Here is an 18,007-nt window from a genome sequence, read left to right on the forward strand (position 1 = left end):
GCCGGTCCCCAGCGCCCCCGGAACGAGTACGGGGGCACCGGGAACCGGCGCCGAGGGAGCGCTAGGCCTTCGCGCTGTGCTGCTTGCCGAAGCGGGCCTCGAAGCGGGCCACGCGGCCACCGGTGTCGAGGATCTTCTGCTTGCCGGTGTAGAACGGGTGGCACTGCGAGCAGACCTCGGCGCGGATCTCGCCGCTGGTCTCGGTCGAGCGGGTCACGAACTCGGCGCCGCAGGTGCAGGTCACACGGGTGACCACGTACTCGGGGTGAACGTTGGACTTCAAGGGGTTCTCCTAGGTATCGGGAGGGCACCGGGTCGGCGGCTGGAATGCCGCTCGTGAACCGGGACCGACGGTCCAGTCTGCCAGGACCGGCCGCATCTTCCCAAACCGGGTCGTGTTCCGGGTTATTCCGGACGCCCTCAGCGCCGCGCCGCGGCCGCCGGGGAGGCCGTCGGGGCCGCCTGGGCGGGGTTCTGGGGCTGGGCCGCCACGACCGCCTGCGGGATCGGCTGGTCGGCCTTGAGCGCCGCCCAGACCTGGTTCGCCTGGGGCTGCTGCTCGACCACGCGGTTGGAGTCGCTGGGGGAGGTGACCACCGGCAGGGTCACCATGCTCAGCTGGTCCGGGCCGATGCCCTTGAGCTCCTGCGCCAGGCCCACCAGCGCGTTCACCGAACCGAGCGCCGAGTCGGTGGTGATGCTCTTCGTGACGGTGTCGCCGATCGACCACAGCTTGACCGGGTCGGCGAGCAGGCCCGCGCCGCCGCTCTGCTGGAGCAGCGACTTCACCATCTGCTTCTGCAACTCGATCCGGCCGAGGTCGCTGCCGTCGCCGACGCCGTGGCGGGTGCGGACGAAGGCGAGCGCCTGCTGCCCGTCGAGGTGGTGCTCGCCGGCCGGGAGGTCGAGCCCGCTGTCCTTGTCGTGGATGGCCACCGTCGTGGTCACGGTGGCCCCGCCTATCGCGTCCACGACCCGGGCGAACCCGGCGAAGTCGACCTGGACGTAGTGGTCCATCCGCAGCCCGGTGAGCTGCTCCGTGGTCTTGACCGCACAGGCGGCGCCGCCGGTCTCGAAGGCGCTGTTGTACATGGCGCGCTTGAGGGCCGGCACGGGCTTGCCGCTCGCGTCCGTGCAGGCGGGGCGGTCGACGAGGGTGTCGCGCGGGATCGAGACGACCTCGGCGCCCGAATGGCCCTGGTCGACGTGCACGACCATCGCGGTGTCGGAGCGCGCCGTGTCGCCGGTGTTCCCGCCCGCCAGGCCGCCGTTGTCGCCGGCCCGGGAGTCGGAGCCCAGCACGAGGACGTTGAACGAGCCGTCGGTGGCGGCCGGCGGCCGGGCCTCGCCCAGGCGGGCGTCGATGTCGACGCTCTTGATGTTGCCGTCGAGCGTGAAGTACGCCCACGCGGCGGCCCCGGCGCCGAGGACGGCGATCGCGGCGGACGCGCAGGCGACCACCCGCAGGACTCTGCGGCGGTTGCTCGGGACGCTCTTCTGCTCGGCCATACGCTCCAGGGTAAATCGGACAAGAGTCACCAATGTGGTCGAGTTGTCCCGACTCTGGAACAAACGGCCCGGCGACTGACCGGGCGACCGGCCCGGGAACGCCGGAACCCCGGACCGCTCGCGCGATCCGGGGTCCCGTGCAGACGGTGCCGTGCGACTACGGTCAGTCGCCCGAGCCGGGGGTCGTCTTGGCGATCTGCATCAGGAACTCGGCGTTGCTCTTGGTCTGCTTCATCTTGTCCAGCAGGAGCTCGATCGCCTGCTGCGAGTCGAGCGCGTGCAGCACCCGGCGCAGCTTCCAGACGATGGCCAACTCCTCGCTGCCGAGCAGGATCTCCTCCTTGCGGGTGCTGGAGGCGTCCACGTCGACGGCCGGGAAGATGCGCTTGTCCGAGAGCTTGCGGTCGAGCTTGAGCTCCATGTTGCCGGTGCCCTTGAACTCCTCGAAGATCACCTCGTCCATGCGCGAGCCGGTCTCGACCAGCGCGGTGGCCAGGATGGTCAGCGAGCCGCCGTTCTCGATGTTGCGCGCGGCGCCGAAGAACTTCTTCGGCGGGTACAGCGCGGTCGAGTCGACACCACCGGACAGGATGCGGCCGGAGGCCGGCGCCGCCAGGTTGTAGGCGCGGCCGAGGCGGGTGATCGAGTCCAGCAGGATCACGACGTCGTGGCCGAGCTCCACCAGCCGCTTGGCCCGCTCGATCGCGAGCTCGGCGACGGTGGTGTGGTCCTCCGCCGGGCGGTCGAAGGTCGAGGAGATGACCTCGCCCTTCACCGACCGCTGCATGTCGGTGACCTCCTCCGGACGCTCGTCGACCAGGACGACCATCAGGTGGCACTCGGGGTTGTTGTGGGTGATCGCGTTGGCGACCGCCTGCAGCACCATCGTCTTTCCGGTCTTCGGCGGCGCGACGATCAGACCGCGCTGGCCCTTGCCGATCGGCGACACGAGGTCGATGATCCGGGTGGTCAGCACGCCCGGGTCGGTCTCCAGGCGCAGCCGCTCCTGCGGGTACAGCGGGGTGAGCTTGTTGAACTCGGGACGGCCGCGGCCGCTCTCCGGGTCCATGCCGTTGACGGAGTCCAGGCGCACCATGGCGTTGAACTTCTCGCGGCGCTCGCCCTCGCGCGGCTGGCGCACGGCACCGGTGATGGCGTCGCCCTTGCGCAGGCCGTTCTTGCGGACCTGGGCGAGCGAGACGTAGACGTCGTTCTGGCCCGGCAGGTAGCCGGAGGTGCGCACGAACGCGTAGTTGTCGAGGATGTCGAGGATGCCCGCGACCGGGATCAGGACGTCGTCCTCGCCGATCTGCGGCTCGGGGGCGCCGGTCTCGAAGCCCTCGCGGCGGCTGCCGCGGCCACGGCGGTCGCGGTAACGGCCACGACGGCCGCGGCGGCCGTCGCCGAACTCGTCGTCGTCGTATCCGCCCTGCTGCGCCTGCGGCTGCTGCTGGGCCTGCTGCTGGCCGCCCTGGCGGGCCTGGCCCTCGCCCTGGGCGCCCTGCTGCTGGCCGCCGCCCTGCTGACCCTGGCGGTCGGCGCGCTCACGGCGGTTGCGGCGGTCGCGGCGCGACTCACGGGAGTCGCCGTCCTGGCCGGCCTGGGCCTCGCCGCCCTCCTGGCGCTCGGTGCGCTCGCCGCCGTCGCGGCGGTCGCGGCGCTCACGGCGGTCGCGGCGGGACTCGGTGCGGCCCTCCTCGCGGCCCTCGAAGGCGCGGGTCTCGGCCGGGCGGGCCTCGGCCTGCTTCGGCTCGGCCACGACGACGGCGGCCGACTCGGCGGCGGCGGCCTCGGCGACCGGGGCGCCGGCGGCCGAGGTGGCGCGGCGGCGGGTGCGCTCCGCGCGGGCGGGCGCGGCGGTCTCGGCGGCGGCCTGCACCGGGATCTCGATCTGGGCCTGCGGCTCGGCGGCCGGGGCGGCGGCGGCCGCGGCGGCCTTGGTGCGGCGGGCCGGCTTCTCGGCCGGGGCCTCGGCGTCCGCCTTGGCGGCGGTGCGCTTGGCGGCCGGGGCGCCACCGGCGGCGAGCAGCGGGTCGCCGCCGCTCTTCTCCTTGATGGTCTCGATCAGCTGGCTCTTGCGCATGCGTCCGGTACCGGTGATGCCCAGATCCGCGGCGAGCTTCTGGAGCTCGGCCAGGACCATCCCGTCCAGGCCCGCGGCGGCCGAACGGCGGCGCCGGGCCGGGGCAGCGGGGGCGGCGGCGTCCGACGCGTCGGCGTCCGGGCGCGCGCCCATCAGATCGGTGGTGTCGCTCACTAAGGGTCCTTCCCTGGAGCGGACGTCGGCCTGTCTGGCTCGGCGACCGGTTGTGCTGTCCTGACCAACGCTCGACTGCGTCGGTCCGAGGCGGTGATCCCTCGAACGGCGGAAGCCGTCGAGGGAGAGCTGCGAGGTGCGGTGCACGAAGCACGGTGGTGCGAGTGGCGCGGTGGGCCGGCCGTGTGCCGACCTCCCCGAAGGGCGTACTCCCACGCTGCCTGCGAATCCCGGGCCCCCGTCGCGTGACGGTGGCCCGCGCTCCGCCCGTCCTGGCCTCGAGGTGGGAGGCCGCGGGTGGGAGTCAGGTGCCGTCACGGCTTCGGGATGCGGCCGCAAGTCGCGCAGGCAGGCTGCGTACGCGCTGCGGTGGGCTCCCGGAGAATCGTCGCCCCGGATATCGCCGGGACTCCGCGAAAGCGGAGTGCTGGGATCGGGACGCGGCGCACCGAGCCCCGGAGGGCACCTGGTGCAGCAATGAGATTAACACTACCGACCCCCTCAGACATTCCCCAGCCGTGCGCTTGCCAATCGTGTCCGGACGGCCCGGCTGCGGGCGTGCCGCGCCGGACCCGGGCGGACCGCCCGAACGTGCTGCTCAGGCGTCCAGCGGGAGCACCGTGGCACCGGTGCGGTCGAGCTCCAGGCGGTGTGCGGCGAACGCCGGGTCGCCGCCGTGGCCGTGGTGCCCGGCGAAGGAGAGCACCTTGTCGGCGCCCGCCTCGTCGGTGAGCGCGAGGACGGTCGGGCCGGCCCCGGAGATGACCGCGGGGATGCCCTCCGCGCGCAGGGCGCCCACCAGGCCGGCGCTCTCGGGCATCGCGGAGGCGCGGTAGTCCTGGTGCAGCCGGTCCTCGGTGGCGGCGAGCAGCAGTTCGGGGCGCCGGGTCAGCGCCTCGACCATCAGCGCGGCGCGGCCCGCGTTCACCGCGGCGTCGCCGAGCGGGACGGTCTTGGGCAGCAGGCCGCGGGCGGTCTTGGTGAGTACCTCGGTGGCGGGCACGAAGACGACCGGCACGACCCGCTCGGACGGCTCCAGGACGACCGCCTTGGCCGACTCCTCGTCGGTCCAGGCGACGGTGAAGTTGCCGCGCAGGCAGGCCGCGACGTTGTCGGGGTGGCCCTCCAGCTCGGAGGCCAGGTCCAGCAGCGCGTCGTCGTCCAGCGCGGAGGGGCCGCCGATGGTGACGGCACGGGCGGCGACGAGGCCGGCGCAGATGGCCGCCGACGAGGAACCGAGGCCCCGGCCGTGCGGTATCCGGTTGGCGCAGACCACTTCGAGGCCGCGCGGCTGGCCGCCGAGCCGGTCGAAGGCGGCGCGCATCGAGCGGACGACGAGGTGACGCTCGTCGCGGGCCAGCGAGTCGGCGCCCTCCCCGGCGATGTCGACGGACAGGCCGGAGTCGGCGACCCGGACGACCACGTCGTCGTACAGACCCAGTGCGAGGCCGAAGGCGTCGAAGCCCGGACCGAGGTTGGCGCTGGTCGCGGGGACCCGGACCCGGACGGCGGCGGCACGGAACGCGGGACCGGCCATGCGGTGGACTCTCCTGGGGAAATCGGCGGCGCGGAGCGCGTCGGTGCGAGGGTGGGGAGGCGGGCCGCGGGCCCCGTACCGGGGCGGGCGGTCACAGTCGTCGGTGCGGCCCGCGAGGGGGCCGGACCCGGGGCATGTGCCACACGGCCGGACCCAGAGTATCGAAGAGAGGTTCCCCAGTGGTACACCCCGTGGGCCTTCGATCTGGTGTGTTGCCGCTTCTGGCCGGAATGCGCACCCCTCCCTGCCAAAGAGGGGGCCGGAATCGGATCGGAATGCGCAGCGGAATTGACACAAAAGTGTCAGTGGAGAACTTTGACGGGCCGACCCCCGAAAGGGTCGGCCCGTCTCGGTCCGTCGCGGTGTCAGGCTTTGTGCCCCACCCGCCGGATGGCCCGGCCGGGGGTCAGTCGAGCAGGCCCAGGCGCCTGGCCGCCGCCTCCGGGTCGACCGGGACGACCTGCGGCTGCGGCGCGCCGGCCACCGCCCAGTCCGGGTCCTTGAGGCCGTTGCCGGTCACGGTGCAGACGATCCGCTGGCCCGGATCGACCAGCCCGGCCTCCGCCTTGGCCAGCAGACCGGCCACCGAGGCGGCCGAGGCGGGCTCCACGAAGACGCCCTCCCGCGAGGCCAACAGCCGGTAGGCGGCGAGGATCTGACGGTCCGTCACCTTGTCGATGAGGCCACCCGACTCGTCCCGCGCGGCGAGCGCGAAGTCCCACGAGGCGGGGTTGCCGATCCGGATCGCGGTGGCGATGGTCTGCGGCTTGAGCACCGGTGCGCCGTCCACGATCGGGGCCGAGCCGGAGGCCTGGAAGCCCCACATCCGCGGGGTGCGGGAGGCCAGGCCGTCGGTGGCGTATTCGCGGTAACCCTTCCAGTACGCGGTGATGTTGCCCGCGTTGCCGACCGGGAGGACGTGGATGTCCGGGGCGTCGCCGAGCATGTCGACGATCTCGAAGGCGGCCGTCTTCTGGCCCTCGATGCGCACCGGGTTCACCGAGTTCACCAGCGCCACCGGGTACTTCTCGGACAGTTCGCGCGCGAGCGTCAGGCAGTCGTCGAAGTTCCCGTCCACCTGCAGGATCTTGGCGCCGTGCACCAGCGCCTGGCCCATCTTGCCCAGGGCGATCTTGCCCTGCGGGACGAGCACCGCGGACACCATCCCCGCCCGCACCGCGTACGCGGCGGCGGAGGCCGAGGTGTTGCCGGTGGAGGCGCAGATGACGGCCTGCGCGCCCTCCTCCTTGGCCTTGGAGATGGCCATCGTCATCCCGCGGTCCTTGAAGGACCCGGTCGGGTTGGCGCCCTCGACCTTCAGGTAGACCTCGCAGCCCGTGCGCTCGGACAGCACCTGGGCGGGGACCAGCGGCGTGCCGCCTTCGAGCAGGGTGACCACCGGAGTGGCCGCGGTGACCGGCAGGCGGTCGCGGTACTCCTCGATCAGGCCGCGCCACTGGTGGGTGCGCGCGCCTCGGACGACGTTCTCGGCAACGGCGTTCATGGCTAGTTCCTTACTCCCCTTCGACCCGCATGATGCTGGCCACGTCCCGCACGCTGTCCAGCGCGCGGAGCTTGTCGACCGTCGCCGACAGGGCGGCGTCGGTGGCACGGTGGGTGACCACGACGAGCGAGGCGTCGCCGTCGCGGCCCTGCTGGCGCACGGTGTCGATGGAGACGCCGTGCTCGGCGAACACGGAGGCCACCTGGGCGAGCACACCGGCGCGGTCGTCCACGTCCAGGCTGACGTGGTAGCGGGTGACGACCTCGTCCATCGGCTTGGCCGGCAGCTGCGTGTACACCGAGTCACCGGGGCCGGTGGCCTCGTTGAGCTTGTTGCGGCACACCGCGACCAGGTCGCCGAGCACCGCCGAGGCGGTCGGCGAGCCGCCGGCGCCCGGGCCGTAGAACATCAGACGCCCGGCCGCCTCGGCCTCGACGAACACCGCGTTGTACGCCTCGCGGACGGAGGCCAGCGGGTGCGACAGCGGGATCATCGCCGGGTGCACGCGCGCGGTGACGGACTCGCCGTCGGCCGCCCGCTCGCAGATCGCGAGCAGCTTGACCACGCAGCCCATCGCCTTGGCGGAGGCGATGTCGGCCGCGGTCACCTCGGTGATGCCCTCGCGGTAGACGTCCGCCGCGGTCACCTTGGTGTGGAAGGCGATGCCGGCCAGGATCGCGGCCTTCGCGGCGGCGTCGAAGCCCTCGACGTCGGCGGTCGGGTCCGCCTCGGCGTAGCCGAGCGCGGTGGCCTCCTCCAGCGCCTCCGAGTAGCCGGCGCCGGTGGTGTCCATCTTGTCGAGGATGAAGTTGGTGGTGCCGTTGACGATGCCGAGCACCCGGTTCACCTTGTCGCCGGCGAGGGACTCGCGCAGCGGGCGCAGCAGCGGGATCGCCCCCGCCACCGCGGCCTCGTAGTACAGGTCCACGCCGGCCGCCGCGGCGGCCGCGTGCAGCTCGGCGCCGTCCTGGGCGAGCAGTGCCTTGTTGGCGCTGACCACCGAGGCACCCTGCTCGAACGCCGACAGGATGTGGTGTTTGGACGGCTCGATGCCGCCCACGACCTCGATCACCACGTCGATGTCGCCGCGGTTGATCAGGGCCTCGGCGTCGGTGGTCAGCAGGTGCGCGGGGACGCCGGGGCGCTCCCGGCCGGCCCGGCGGACCGCGATGCCGGCGAGCTCGACCGGGGCACCGATGCGCGCGGCGAGGTCGTCGGCCGTCGTCGTCATGATGCGCGCCACCTCGGAGCCCACCACACCGCAACCCAGCAACGCCACCTTCAGCGGGCGCGTACGCATCATCCGACTCCGCTCTGCATTCATCGTGCTTCGGTATTTCCGGCGGTTTTCTCGGGCCGCCGGGAACTTCGGTCCGTACCAGTCTCGGGGACTTTCCGCACGGATCTACGGTCGTTCCATGATCTGAGACGAGAATTTCGTCATCCGATATCCAGACGCAGGAGATCCTCCTCCGTCTCGCGCCGGACGATCACCCGCGCCCCACCGTCCTTGACGGCCACCACGGGCGGCTTCAGGGCGTGGTTGTAGTTGCTCGCCATCGAGCGGCAGTACGCGCCGGTGGCCGGCACCGCGAGCAGGTCGCCCGGGACGAGGTCGGCCGGCAGGAAGGCGTCCCGCACGACGATGTCGCCGGACTCGCAGTGCTTGCCGACCACCCGGACCAGCATCGGTTCGGCGTCGCTGGTGCGCGAGACGAGCGCCACCGAGTACTCGGCGTCGTACAGCGCGGTGCGGATGTTGTCGGACATGCCGCCGTCCACGCTCACGTAGGTGCGCAGGCCCTCCAGCGGCTTGACGGTGCCGACCTCGTACAGCGTGAACGCGGTCGGGCCGACGACCGCCCGGCCCGGCTCCACGCTCAGGCGCGGCACGTCCAGCTCCGCCGCCCGGCACTCGCGGCGGACGATGTCGGCCAGCGCGGCGGCGATCTCGGCCGGCTCGCGGGGGTCGTCGTCGCTGGTGTAGGCGATGCCGAGGCCGCCGCCCAGGTCGATCTCGGGCAGCTGGACGCCGTGCTCGTCGCGGACCTGCGCGAGCAGGCCGACCACCCGGCGGGCGGCCACCTCGAAGCCGGCCATGTCGAAGATCTGCGAGCCGATGTGCGAGTGGATGCCGCGCAGCTCCAGGCTCGTCGGGTGGCCGAGCACCCGGCGCACCGCCTCGGCGGCCGCGCCACCGGTCAGCGACAGGCCGAACTTCTGGTCCTCGTGCGCCGTCGCGATGAACTCGTGGGTGTGCGCCTCGACCCCGACGGTGACCCGGATCAGCACCGGCTGTCGCACGCCGTACCGGGCGGCGATCGCCGCCAGCCGCTCGATCTCCTCGTAGGAGTCGACGACGACGTGGCCGACGCCCGCCTTCACGGCGTGCTCCAGCTCGTCCACCGACTTGTTGTTGCCGTGCAGCGCGATCCGCCCGGCCGGCATCCCGGCGGCCAGCGCCACGGCCAGCTCGCCCCCGCTGCACACGTCGAGGTTGAGGCCCTCCTCGTGCAGCCAGCGCACGACCGCCTTGGAGAGGAACGCCTTGCCGGCGTAGTAGACGTCCGCGTCGGTGCCGAAGGCGTCGCGCCAGGCGCGTGCCCGGGTGCGGAAGTCCTCCTCGTCCATGACGTAGGCCGGGGTGCCGAACTCGGCCGCCAGCCGCTTGACGTCGATGCCGCCCACGGTGACCACGCCGTCGGCGTCGCGGGCGACGGTGCGCGACCAGACCCTGGGGTCGAGCGCGTTCAGGTCGGCGGGCGGGGCCTGGTAGTGGCCCTCGGGCAGGACGTCGCCGTGACGGGGGCCTGCGGGGTGTGCGGAGCGACTCATCGATCTCGTCCTTCGGGACCTGTGGCTTCGGGACCTATGGCGAGGGGCGGCGACGGTCCCCGTTGACCGTCAGCCGCCCCCGCCGTGCGCTTGGGGGTGGTTCCTACATCCGCTCGGGCGCCGTCACGCCCAAGAGCGTGAGGCCGTTGGCGAGCACGGTGCGCGTCGCCTCGACCAGCCAGAGGCGGGCCCGGTGCGTGTCCGTGAGCTCCTCGTCGCCCTTGGGCAGGAACATGCAGTTCTCGTACAGGCGGTGGTACTTGCCCGCGAGCTGCTCCAGGTACACGGCGACCTTGTGCGGCTGGCGCAGCTGGCCCGCCTCGGCCAGCACGACCGGGAACTGGGCGAGGTGGCCCAGCACCTCGTTCTCCCACTCCGTGGCGAGCAGCTCGGGCTTGAACTGCTCGGCCGTGCCCTTGTCCACGCCCAGCTCGGCGGCCTTGCGCGCCACGCCGCACATCCGGGTGTGGGCGTACTGGACGTAGAAGACCGGGTTCTCATTGGTCTGGCTCGTCAGGATGTTGATGTCGAGCGTGATCGTCGAGTCGGTGGAGGAGCGCGCCAGGGTGTAGCGGGCGGCGTCCACGCCGATCCACTCGACCACGTCGTCGATCGTGATGATGTTGCCGGCCCGCTTGGACATGCGGACCTCCTCGCCGTCGCGAAGCATCTTCACGAACTGGCCGATCTTCACCTCGATGTTGTGGTTCATGTCGTCGCCCGCGCAGGCCGAGATGGCCTTGAGGCGGTTGACGTACCCGTGGTGGTCGGCGCCCAGCATGTAGAGCGCGACGTCGGTGCCGCGGTCGCGCTTGGACAGGTAGTAGGCGGCGTCGGCGGCGAAGTAGGTGGTGTCGCCGTCGGCCTTGATCAGGACGCGGTCCTTGTCGTCGCCGAAGTCGGTGGTGCGCAGGAAGACCGCGCCGTCCTGGTCGAAGACGTGGCCCTGCTCGCGCAGCCGGGTGATGGCCTTCCCGACGGCGCCCGAGTCGTGCAGCGACTTCTCGGAGAACCACACGTCGAAGTGGGTGCCGAACTCGTCCATCGAGCGCTTGATCTCGGCGACCATGAGCTTGAGGCCCTCGGTGCGGAAGACCTGCAGTTGCTCGGCCTCGGGCAGGTCGAGCAGGCCCGGGACGGCGTCGGTGATCGTCTTGGCGATGTCGACGATGTACTCGCCGACGTACCCGCCCTCGGGCACCTCGCGGCCGTTCGCGGCGGCCTGCAGCGAGGCGGCGAACTTGGTGATCTGCACGCCGGCGTCGTTGAGGTAGTACTCGGTGGTGACGTCGGCGCCGGAGGCCCGCAGCACGCGGGCGAGCGAGTCGCCGACGGCCGCCCAGCGGACGCCGCCGATGTGGATCGGGCCGGTCGGGTTGGCGGAGACGAACTCCAGGTTGATCTTCAGGCCCTTGAGGGCCTCGTTGCGCCCGTAGGCCTCGCCGGCCTCGACGACGGTGCGCGCGAGCGCGCCGGCGGTGGCGGTGTCCAGGGTGATGTTCAGGAAGCCCGGACCGGCGATGTCGACCTTGGCGACGCCGGTGATCCCTCGCAGGCGGTCGGCCAGCGCCTCGGCGACGGCTCGCGGCGGCTTGCCGGCCGCCTTGGCGAGCTGGAGGGCCACGTTGGTCGCGTAGTCGCCGTGGTCCCTGTTCTTGGGCCGCTCGACCGTCACGTGCTCGGGCACGGCGACGGCCAGCTCGCCCGCCTCGACGGCGGCGCTCACTGCGGCCTGGACTGCCTGGGAAAGCTCTGCGGGGGTCACGACGCCAAGCGTAGGCGAGAGGGGGTGCCCGCCCGCCACTCGGTTTGCCGGTTGAGACGCCCGTGCGCGGCCCGGCGGCGGTCTCAGCCCCGATCGGTGCGCTCTGTTCGCTCAGGGCGAAACGCGTCGGGCCGCCCGCCCAGGGCCATCAGCCGGCGCACCAGCGCCACCAGGTCCGCCGGGTCGAAGGGCTTGCCGAGGTAGCCGTCCACCCCGACCGCCTCCCCCAGGTCCAGATCGGCCGGCGTGCAGGCGCTCACGATCGCGATCGGCAGCCCGCTGGTGCCGGGCGCCGCGCGCAGCCGGGCCGCCGTCCGCAGACCGTCCAGCCGCGGCATCACCACGTCCAGCGTCACCACGTCCGGCCGCACCCGGCGGACCACCTCCAGGCACTCGGCGCCGTCGGCGGCGGTCACCACCTCGAAGCCCTCGAGTTCCAGGTTCACCCTGATCAGCTGGCGGATCACCTCGCTGTCGTCCACCACGAGGACCCGCCCGGACTCTCCCGACACCTCACCGAGGGTATCGGCGGCGCCGCCGCCCCGTCCGGCCTTTGCCGACTTCCGCCCGCGGGGGCCGGCGGCGCGGGTGCGAAACCCGTGCACGGAGCACGGCCGGAGCCTGGTAGTGTTCTCCACGTCGGAGCGCAGGCCCCGACGGCAAGAGCAGGCCCCCGTAGCTCAGGGGATAGAGCACCGCCCTCCGGAGGCGGGTGCGTAGGTTCGAATCCTACCGGGGGCACTTGCAACCGAGGCCCAGATCAGTGGAGTTGATCCACCGATCTGGGCCTTCGTCGTTTTTCCGGAGCCCTGGCGCGGACGCCGCCCGGCCGCGGGGTGGGCGGCCGGGCGGCGGGCTTCAGGAGGCGGAGGCGGCGGCCTCGGCCTGGGAGTAGAGCGTCGCGATCGTGTGGTCGAAGTAGGCGCTGTAGGACACGTCGTCGGTGTCCCCGCCCTGCTGGTAGCCGCCGATGGCCCCGACCACGTCCCCGGTGGCGGTGTTGATCCACGGGCCGCCGCTGGTGCCGGCCGGATAGCTCGGGCAGTCGATGACGCGCTGGTACGTCGCCTGCTTGTCGGTGGTGTTGGTGCACAGGCTCGGGGACTCGGAGTCGGCCGGGTAGCCGTAGAGGCGGACGGTCGCGTCGAACGGCTCGTCGGTGCCCAGGCGGTTGGCGCCGACCACGTCCTCGATCTTGCGGCCGTTGTGCGGGGCCGTCTCCAGGATCGCGAAGTCCTCGTCCTGGTCGCCCTTCTGGGACCAGCCGGTGGTGGTGTGGACCGCCGTCACCTGCCACGTGCCGTACGGCGCGGTGCCGTTGCGGTAGCCGGGCGCGAAGACGACGCCGTCGGTGCTGCTGAGGCAGTGCGCGGCGGTCAGCAGGAGGTTGCCGGTGGCGCTGTGCACCACGCTGGCGGTGCAGAAGTGGTTGCCGGCCGCGACGGAACCGCTGAACAGCGCGCCGACGGTGGACGATTCGGAGGTCGCCGGGGCGGCGGCCGTGGTGCCGAGGCTGACGGTGCGGGTGGCGGGGGCGGTCGTGGCGGTGGGCGTCGGGGTCGGGGTGGGTGTCGGGGTGGGCGTCGGCGTCGGGGTGTCGGCCGCCGGGCTCGGGGTGCTCGACGGCGTGGGCTCGGCGAGCGGTGACGTCGACGCGGTCTCCGCGGTCGCCGCGGGGGCCGTCGGGGCCGGGGCCGAGGCGGGCGCCGCCGCCGTCGGGGAGGTGCGGGTGGGGCTGCTCGCGGCCGTCGCCTCGGACGGGCTCAGCGAGTGCATGCCGGTCACCACGGCGGCCACCGTCAGCGCCGAGAGCGCGGTGAGCAGGGTCGGGGCCAGGAATCTGCGTCGCGGGGTCGAGCGGCGGCGGTGCTGGCCCATGCGAGTCTCTCCTGCTCGGGAGTCGGCGTTGTCCGGTCACTGACTATGCCGCCTCTGACTCGAAAAGTTGTGACCCGAGGCTTGGAGCTCCATGAGAAAAGCCATCACCCGGCGGCAGTGGACTCCAGCGCCGCCGCAGCGACGAAGGCCGTGTGCGTCCCCGCGACGGTGCACGCGTGCGCGCCCGCCACGGCGCCGGCCCGGGCGCAGTCCAGCGGCGGGCGGCCCCGGAACCACGCGTACAGGAAGCCGGACACGAAGGCGTCCCCCGCGCCGTTGGTGTCGACCACCGGGCGGCCGGGGTCGACGGCCGGGACGTGGCGCGGCGCCGGGTCGTCCCGGGTGAGCAGGAAGCAGCCGTCGGCGCCGGCGGTGGCGACCACGACCGACGCCCGGCCGCCGTCGAGGACCGCCCGCATCACCTCCTCATGGCGGCCCCGGCACCCGGCCACGGAGAGGAAGACGAGGTCGGACCCGAGGGCGTAGTCGCGGTGGTGCGGCTCGCGGCCGTCCCAGTCGTGCAGGTCGGTGGACGTGGTGCGGCCGAGCCGGCGCAGGTCGCCGTACATGTCGCGGTTGACGCCGGTGATGGACAGGTGGACGTGCCGGCTGCGCTCGGCATACGGGAGGTAGAAGGCGCGCGGCAGCCGGAGGTCGGCGGGGTGGCGGCCGTCGTAGAAGGAGAACCGGCGGCCGTCGGCGTCCACCAGGTTGACCCCGCGCGGGGTGCCGTGCGGACTCACCAGGTGCGCGAAGTGCAGGCCGTGGCGCGCGAACGCGGCCAGGAGCAGTTCGCCCTGGGGGTCGTCGCCGAGGAAGTCGATGAAGGCGGTGCGCAGGCCTAGGTGGTGGGCGCCGAGGGCGACGCCGGTGCCGGTGTGACCGGCGTGGTCGCGCACCGGGCCGACGGACTGCGAGTCCCCCGGCGGGATCGCCAGCCGGTCGACGCGGACGACGGTGTCCACGCCGGCGCCGCCGACGACGAGCAGGTCGAACTCCGCCGGTGCGGGCGCGGCCGGATCCGTTGCGGGCAGCACGACGGCGCCTCCTCGATCCCTGGACGGTGGCCAGGAGTCAAGCAGGCGCCGGAGGTCGACTGCAAGACCTTGCGGAAACTTTCAGGCGGCTCGCTCTCAGGTCGATCGCTGGCGCTGCGCCGGAGCGGTCGCGCCCGCCTTGGCGCTGGGATGCCCGTCGACGACGACGGCGGCCTCGGCGGCGCCGGCGCCGCTCGGGATGCCCGTGGCCTCACCGGGAGCCGGCCGGTGGTCGATCATCAGGAACGCGATCACCGCGGCCAGCAGCAGCACGCCCATCGCCACCCAGGTCGCGATCACGTAGCCGTGCACCGCGCCCTGCGCCTGGACCTGCGCCGTCCGCACGAGCCGGGTGGACAGGTACGTCGCCGTGGCGCTGGCCGCGACCGTGTTCAGCAGCGCGGTACCGAACGAACCGCCCACCTGCTGGGCCGAGTTGATGGTGGCCGAGGCGGCACCGGCCTCGTTCGGGGCGACCCCGAGGGTGGCCAGGCTCATCGACGGCATGAACACCAGGCCCATGCCGAAGCCGAGCAGCAGCACCGCCGGGAGCACCATCGCGGCCCACGGGCTGTCCACCTTCATCTGGGTCAGCCAGGCCATGCCGGCCGCCGCGAGCAGCAGCCCCGGGCCGATCAGCAGCCGGGACGGCACCCGGGTCATCAGCCGGGCCGCGATGCCCGTCGAACTCAGCACGATCGCGGCCGTCATCGGCAGGAAGGAGACGCCCGTGACCACCGGCGAGAAGTGCTTGATGACCTGCAGGTAGTAGGTCAGGAACAGGAACAGGCCGAACATGCCGACCATCGCGAGCCCGACCGACAGCGCGCCGCCGCCGCGGTTGCGGTCCGCGACGATGTGCATCGGCAGCAGCGCGTGCGCGGTGCGCCGCTCGACCAGGACGAACGCCGCGAGCAGCGCCGCGCCGAGGACCAGCGAGCCGATCACCAGTGCGTCGCCCCAGCCTCGGGTGACGGCCTCGGAGGTGCCGAAGACGATGGCGAGCAGACCGGTGCAGCCGAGCACCGCGCCCGGCAGGTCGAGCCTGACCCGCCGCCCCTTGGCGATGTGGTCGCGCTCCAGGACGTAGAAGGCCCCGAAGGCGGTCGCGACGGCGATCGGGGTGTTGACGAACAGGCACCAGCGCCAGTTCAGGTACTCGGTCAGCAGCCCGCCGGCGATGAAGCCGATCGCGGCGCCGCTGCCGGCGATCGCGCCGAAGATCCCGAAGGCCGTGCTGCGTTCCTTCGGGTTGGTGAACGTGGTCGAGAGCAGCCCCAGCGCGGACGGGGCGAGCAGGGCGCCGAACGCACCCTGCAGGGCGCGGGCGCCGAAGAGCATGGCCGGGCCGGTCGCCCCGCCGCCGAGCGCGGAGGCGAGCGCGAAGCCCAGCAGGCCGATGGTGAAGACGCGCTTGCGGCCGAAGAGGTCGCCCAGGCGTCCGCCGAGCAGCAGCAGGCCGCCGAAGGCGAGCGTGTAGGCGGTGATCACCCACTGCCGGTCGGCGTCCGAGATCCCGAGGTCCCGCTGGGCGGACGGCAGCGCGATGTTCACGATGGTGATGTCGAGGACGATCATGAGCTGGGCGATGGCGATGACCGCCAGCGCCCACCAGCGGCGGCTGTCCGCGGCGTCATGACCGGTGGCGGTTTGCGCAGACACTGGTCGAGCCTTCCGGAGTGCTTACGGAGAGGTCACGCAGTCGCCTTCCAGCCAAACGCTCATGTGGGCGAAAGGCAAGGAAAAAACTCACCAAATCGCCTCATACCGGACCAATGGAAGACAGGGGTACGACCAGGGTCCTGCGACCACCGGCCTACGTCCGGACCCCGGCGGACCGGGGCCCGGACGGCCCGGCCGCTACAGCGCCGACAACTCCTCGACCAGGTCGTCCAGGCCGAGCGAACCCTGCGACAGCGCGGCCATGTGCCAGGCCTTGAGGTCGAACTCCTCGCCGCGCGCCTCGTGCGCCGCCTTCGCCGCCGCCCGGCCGCGCAGCCAGGCGCGCTCGCCCAGCTTGTAGCCGATCGCCTGGCCCGGCATGCCCAGGTAGCGGACCAGCTCGCTGTCCAGGAAGTCGCTGGACAGGCCGCAGTAGCGGCCGAAGAACTCGCGGGCGGCCTCCGGGCTCACCGGCTCGCCCGGCCGGTACGGGGACTCGGCGGGGAAGTCGAAGCCGGCGTGCATGCCGATGTCGACGATGACCCGCAGCGCCCGCATCATCTGCGCGTTGAGGTAGCCCAGGCGGTGGCCCGGGTCGGTCAGGTAGCCGAGCTCGTCCATCAGGCGCTCGGCGTACAGCGCCCAGCCCTCCAGGTTGGCGCTCACGCCGCCGAGGCTGACCTGGTAGGTGGAGAGGCGGTCGGCGACGTAGTTCCACTGCGCGAGCTGCAGGTGGTGGCCGGGGACGCCCTCGTGGTACCAGGTCGACACCAGGTCCCACACCGGGAAGCGCTCGCGGCCCAGCAGCGGCAGCCAGGTCCGTCCGGGGCGGGTGAAGTCCAGCGAGGGGGCCGTATAGTACGGCGCGGCGGCGCTGCCGGGCGGGGCGATCATCGACTCGACCCGGGTGACCGGCTCGGCCAGGTCGAAGTGGGTGCCCTGGAGGTCGGCGATCGCCCGGTCCATCAGACCCTGGAGGTACTCACGGGTGGCCTCGGCGCCGATGATGCCCTCGCCGTCCGTCTCCAGCCACTTCATCGCCTCCATCGGGCCCGCGCCCGGGCGGACCTTCTCGGCCTCGCCCTCCATCTGGGCCAGCAGGTGGTGGAACTCGCCCCAGGCCCACGCGTAGGCCTCGTCGAGGTCCAGGTCGGAGCCGGTCCAGAAGCGGACCCAGCGGCCGTAGCGCTCGCGGCCCGCGGTGTCCGGGGTGCCGGCGGCGGCCGGGCCGTAGACGTCGCGCAGCCAGTCGCGCAGCTCGCTCAGCGCGCCGGCCGCGGCGACGGCGTGCGCCGACAGCTCCTCGCGCAGGGACTCCGGCGCCTGCGCCACCAGCTGCCCGAACCACCCGCCGGGCGTATCGCCGGCCAGCCACTCGCCGAACTGCCCGACCACGGTGGTGACCTGACGGGGCCCGGAGAGCAGACCGCGCTCGATGCCGCCCTCCAGCGTCCGCCGGTACTGCGCCAGCGCCAGCGGCACCCGGGCCAGCCGGCGGCCGACGACCGCCCACTGCTCCTCGGTGTCGGTGGGCATCAGGGTGAAGACGTCACGCGTGTTGTGCACCGGCGAGCCGAGGTTGCGGACCGCGCGGTAGCCCTCCCCCGCGTCGTGGACGGCGAGTTCGGCGGTCAGCCGCTCGCGCAGCAGCCGGGCGCAGCGGCGCTCGGCCTCGTCCTCGGCGGCGCCGGCCCGCTCGGCCTCGGCGAGCCGGTCCAGGGTGCGGCGGGCGAGGTCGGCGACCGCCTCCGCGCCGGCCGGGGACAGGTCGGGGAGCCGGTCGTCCTCGGGGTTCAGTCCCAGGTAGACCGCGGTCAGCGGGTCGAGCTCGGCGAGGTCGCGGACGTAGTCGTCGGCGATGCGGCGCGGGGTGGGGCCGTCGGAGGTGATCAGTTCTTCAACCATTCGGACATCATTTCGCGGCACGGGCCGAATGCAACCCCCATGCCCCGCAGCACGGGTGGCCCGCGGGTGGTCGGCGGCCCGCCGCGCGCCGCGACAACCGTTCGGAAGGCGCCCGCAG

13 protein-coding genes and 1 tRNA gene are annotated in these 18,007 nt (G+C 72.8%); 1 reads left to right on the forward strand and 13 read right to left on the reverse strand.

Annotation, left to right across the window (positions count from 1 at the left end; genetic code table 11):
* Positions 1-61: 61 nt before the first annotated feature.
* From rpmE to PUR71_RS17805, 9 genes are all read right to left on the reverse strand, one after another.
* The gene (rpmE, locus tag PUR71_RS17765; protein WP_329927982.1) at positions 62-283 is read right to left on the reverse strand and encodes a 50S ribosomal protein L31; all 222 of its coding nucleotides are present in this window, start codon (positions 281-283) and stop codon (positions 62-64) included.
* A 137-nt stretch (positions 284-420) separates the two neighbouring features.
* Positions 421-1,509, reverse strand: a complete 1,089-nt coding sequence (locus tag PUR71_RS17770) for an LCP family protein (protein WP_329927983.1) — start codon at positions 1,507-1,509, stop codon at positions 421-423.
* A 163-nt stretch (positions 1,510-1,672) separates the two neighbouring features.
* Positions 1,673-3,766 carry a transcription termination factor Rho gene (gene rho / locus PUR71_RS17775; RefSeq protein WP_329927984.1) on the reverse strand — a complete coding sequence of 698 codons (2,094 nt, stop codon included), beginning with the start codon at positions 3,764-3,766 and terminating at the stop codon, positions 1,673-1,675.
* 598 nt (positions 3,767-4,364) lie between these two features.
* On the reverse strand, positions 4,365-5,303 hold the full coding sequence (gene thrB / locus PUR71_RS17780) for a homoserine kinase (protein ID WP_329927985.1): 939 nt from the start codon (positions 5,301-5,303) through the stop codon (positions 4,365-4,367).
* Positions 5,304-5,709: 406 nt separating this feature from the next.
* Complete coding sequence (thrC, locus tag PUR71_RS17785) at positions 5,710-6,807, reverse strand: threonine synthase (RefSeq protein WP_329927986.1); 1,098 nt, start codon at positions 6,805-6,807, stop codon at positions 5,710-5,712.
* 10 nt (positions 6,808-6,817) lie between these two features.
* Complete coding sequence (locus tag PUR71_RS17790) at positions 6,818-8,110, reverse strand: homoserine dehydrogenase (RefSeq protein ID WP_329927987.1); 1,293 nt, start codon at positions 8,108-8,110, stop codon at positions 6,818-6,820.
* A gap of 137 nt (positions 8,111-8,247) precedes the next feature.
* Entirely contained in the window at positions 8,248-9,642 is a 1,395-nt protein-coding gene (lysA, locus tag PUR71_RS17795; RefSeq protein WP_329927988.1) for a diaminopimelate decarboxylase, read from the reverse strand.
* 103 nt (positions 9,643-9,745) lie between these two features.
* The gene (gene argS / locus PUR71_RS17800; RefSeq protein WP_329927989.1) at positions 9,746-11,407 is read right to left on the reverse strand and encodes an arginine--tRNA ligase; all 1,662 of its coding nucleotides are present in this window, start codon (positions 11,405-11,407) and stop codon (positions 9,746-9,748) included.
* Positions 11,408-11,490: 83 nt separating this feature from the next.
* The gene (locus PUR71_RS17805) at positions 11,491-11,919 is read right to left on the reverse strand and encodes a response regulator (RefSeq protein ID WP_329927990.1); all 429 of its coding nucleotides are present in this window, start codon (positions 11,917-11,919) and stop codon (positions 11,491-11,493) included.
* 157 nt (positions 11,920-12,076) lie between these two features.
* Between PUR71_RS17805 and PUR71_RS17810 the strand changes: the two genes are divergently transcribed.
* Positions 12,077-12,148: transfer RNA gene (locus PUR71_RS17810), tRNA-Arg, on the forward strand.
* 117 nt (positions 12,149-12,265) lie between these two features.
* Here PUR71_RS17810 and PUR71_RS17815 read toward each other — a convergent pair.
* The 4 genes from PUR71_RS17815 to PUR71_RS17830 all read right to left on the reverse strand — a co-directional run bounded on the left by PUR71_RS17815 (position 12,266) and on the right by PUR71_RS17830 (position 17,889).
* Complete coding sequence (locus PUR71_RS17815) at positions 12,266-13,285, reverse strand: trypsin-like serine peptidase (protein ID WP_329927991.1); 1,020 nt, start codon at positions 13,283-13,285, stop codon at positions 12,266-12,268.
* Between the two features lie 104 nt (positions 13,286-13,389).
* Positions 13,390-14,319 (reverse strand): carbohydrate kinase family protein, encoded by a 930-nt coding sequence (locus PUR71_RS17820; protein WP_443077480.1) that lies wholly within the window; start codon positions 14,317-14,319, stop codon positions 13,390-13,392.
* Between the two features lie 99 nt (positions 14,320-14,418).
* A complete protein-coding gene (locus tag PUR71_RS17825) occupies positions 14,419-15,984 on the reverse strand; it encodes an MFS transporter (protein ID WP_329927993.1) in 1,566 nt (521 codons plus the stop codon).
* Positions 15,985-16,182: 198 nt separating this feature from the next.
* Positions 16,183-17,889, reverse strand: coding sequence for a DUF885 domain-containing protein (locus tag PUR71_RS17830; RefSeq protein ID WP_329927994.1), 1,707 nt, complete (start codon positions 17,887-17,889; stop codon positions 16,183-16,185).
* Positions 17,890-18,007 lie beyond the last annotated feature (118 nt).

It is taken from the genome of Streptomyces sp. SP17BM10 (genome assembly GCF_036322405.1).
In the GTDB taxonomy this organism is placed as follows: Bacteria; Actinomycetota; Actinomycetes; order Streptomycetales; family Streptomycetaceae; genus Kitasatospora.

What these genes read in the sequence shown, in the direction of transcription:
- PUR71_RS17770 (WP_329927983.1), bottom strand. Translation starts at nt 1,509, where the DNA reads ATGGCCGAGCAGAAGAGCGTCCCGAGCAACCGCCGCAGAGTCCTGCGG.
- lysA (WP_329927988.1), bottom strand. Translation starts at nt 9,642, where the DNA reads ATGAGTCGCTCCGCACACCCCGCAGGCCCCCGTCACGGCGACGTCCTG.
- PUR71_RS17830 (WP_329927994.1), bottom strand. Translation starts at nt 17,889, where the DNA reads ATGGTTGAAGAACTGATCACCTCCGACGGCCCCACCCCGCGCCGCATC.
- thrB (WP_329927985.1), bottom strand. Translation starts at nt 5,303, where the DNA reads ATGGCCGGTCCCGCGTTCCGTGCCGCCGCCGTCCGGGTCCGGGTCCCC.
- PUR71_RS17790 (WP_329927987.1), bottom strand. Translation starts at nt 8,110, where the DNA reads ATGATGCGTACGCGCCCGCTGAAGGTGGCGTTGCTGGGTTGCGGTGTG.
- PUR71_RS17815 (WP_329927991.1), bottom strand. Translation starts at nt 13,285, where the DNA reads ATGGGCCAGCACCGCCGCCGCTCGACCCCGCGACGCAGATTCCTGGCC.
- thrC (WP_329927986.1), bottom strand. Translation starts at nt 6,807, where the DNA reads ATGAACGCCGTTGCCGAGAACGTCGTCCGAGGCGCGCGCACCCACCAG.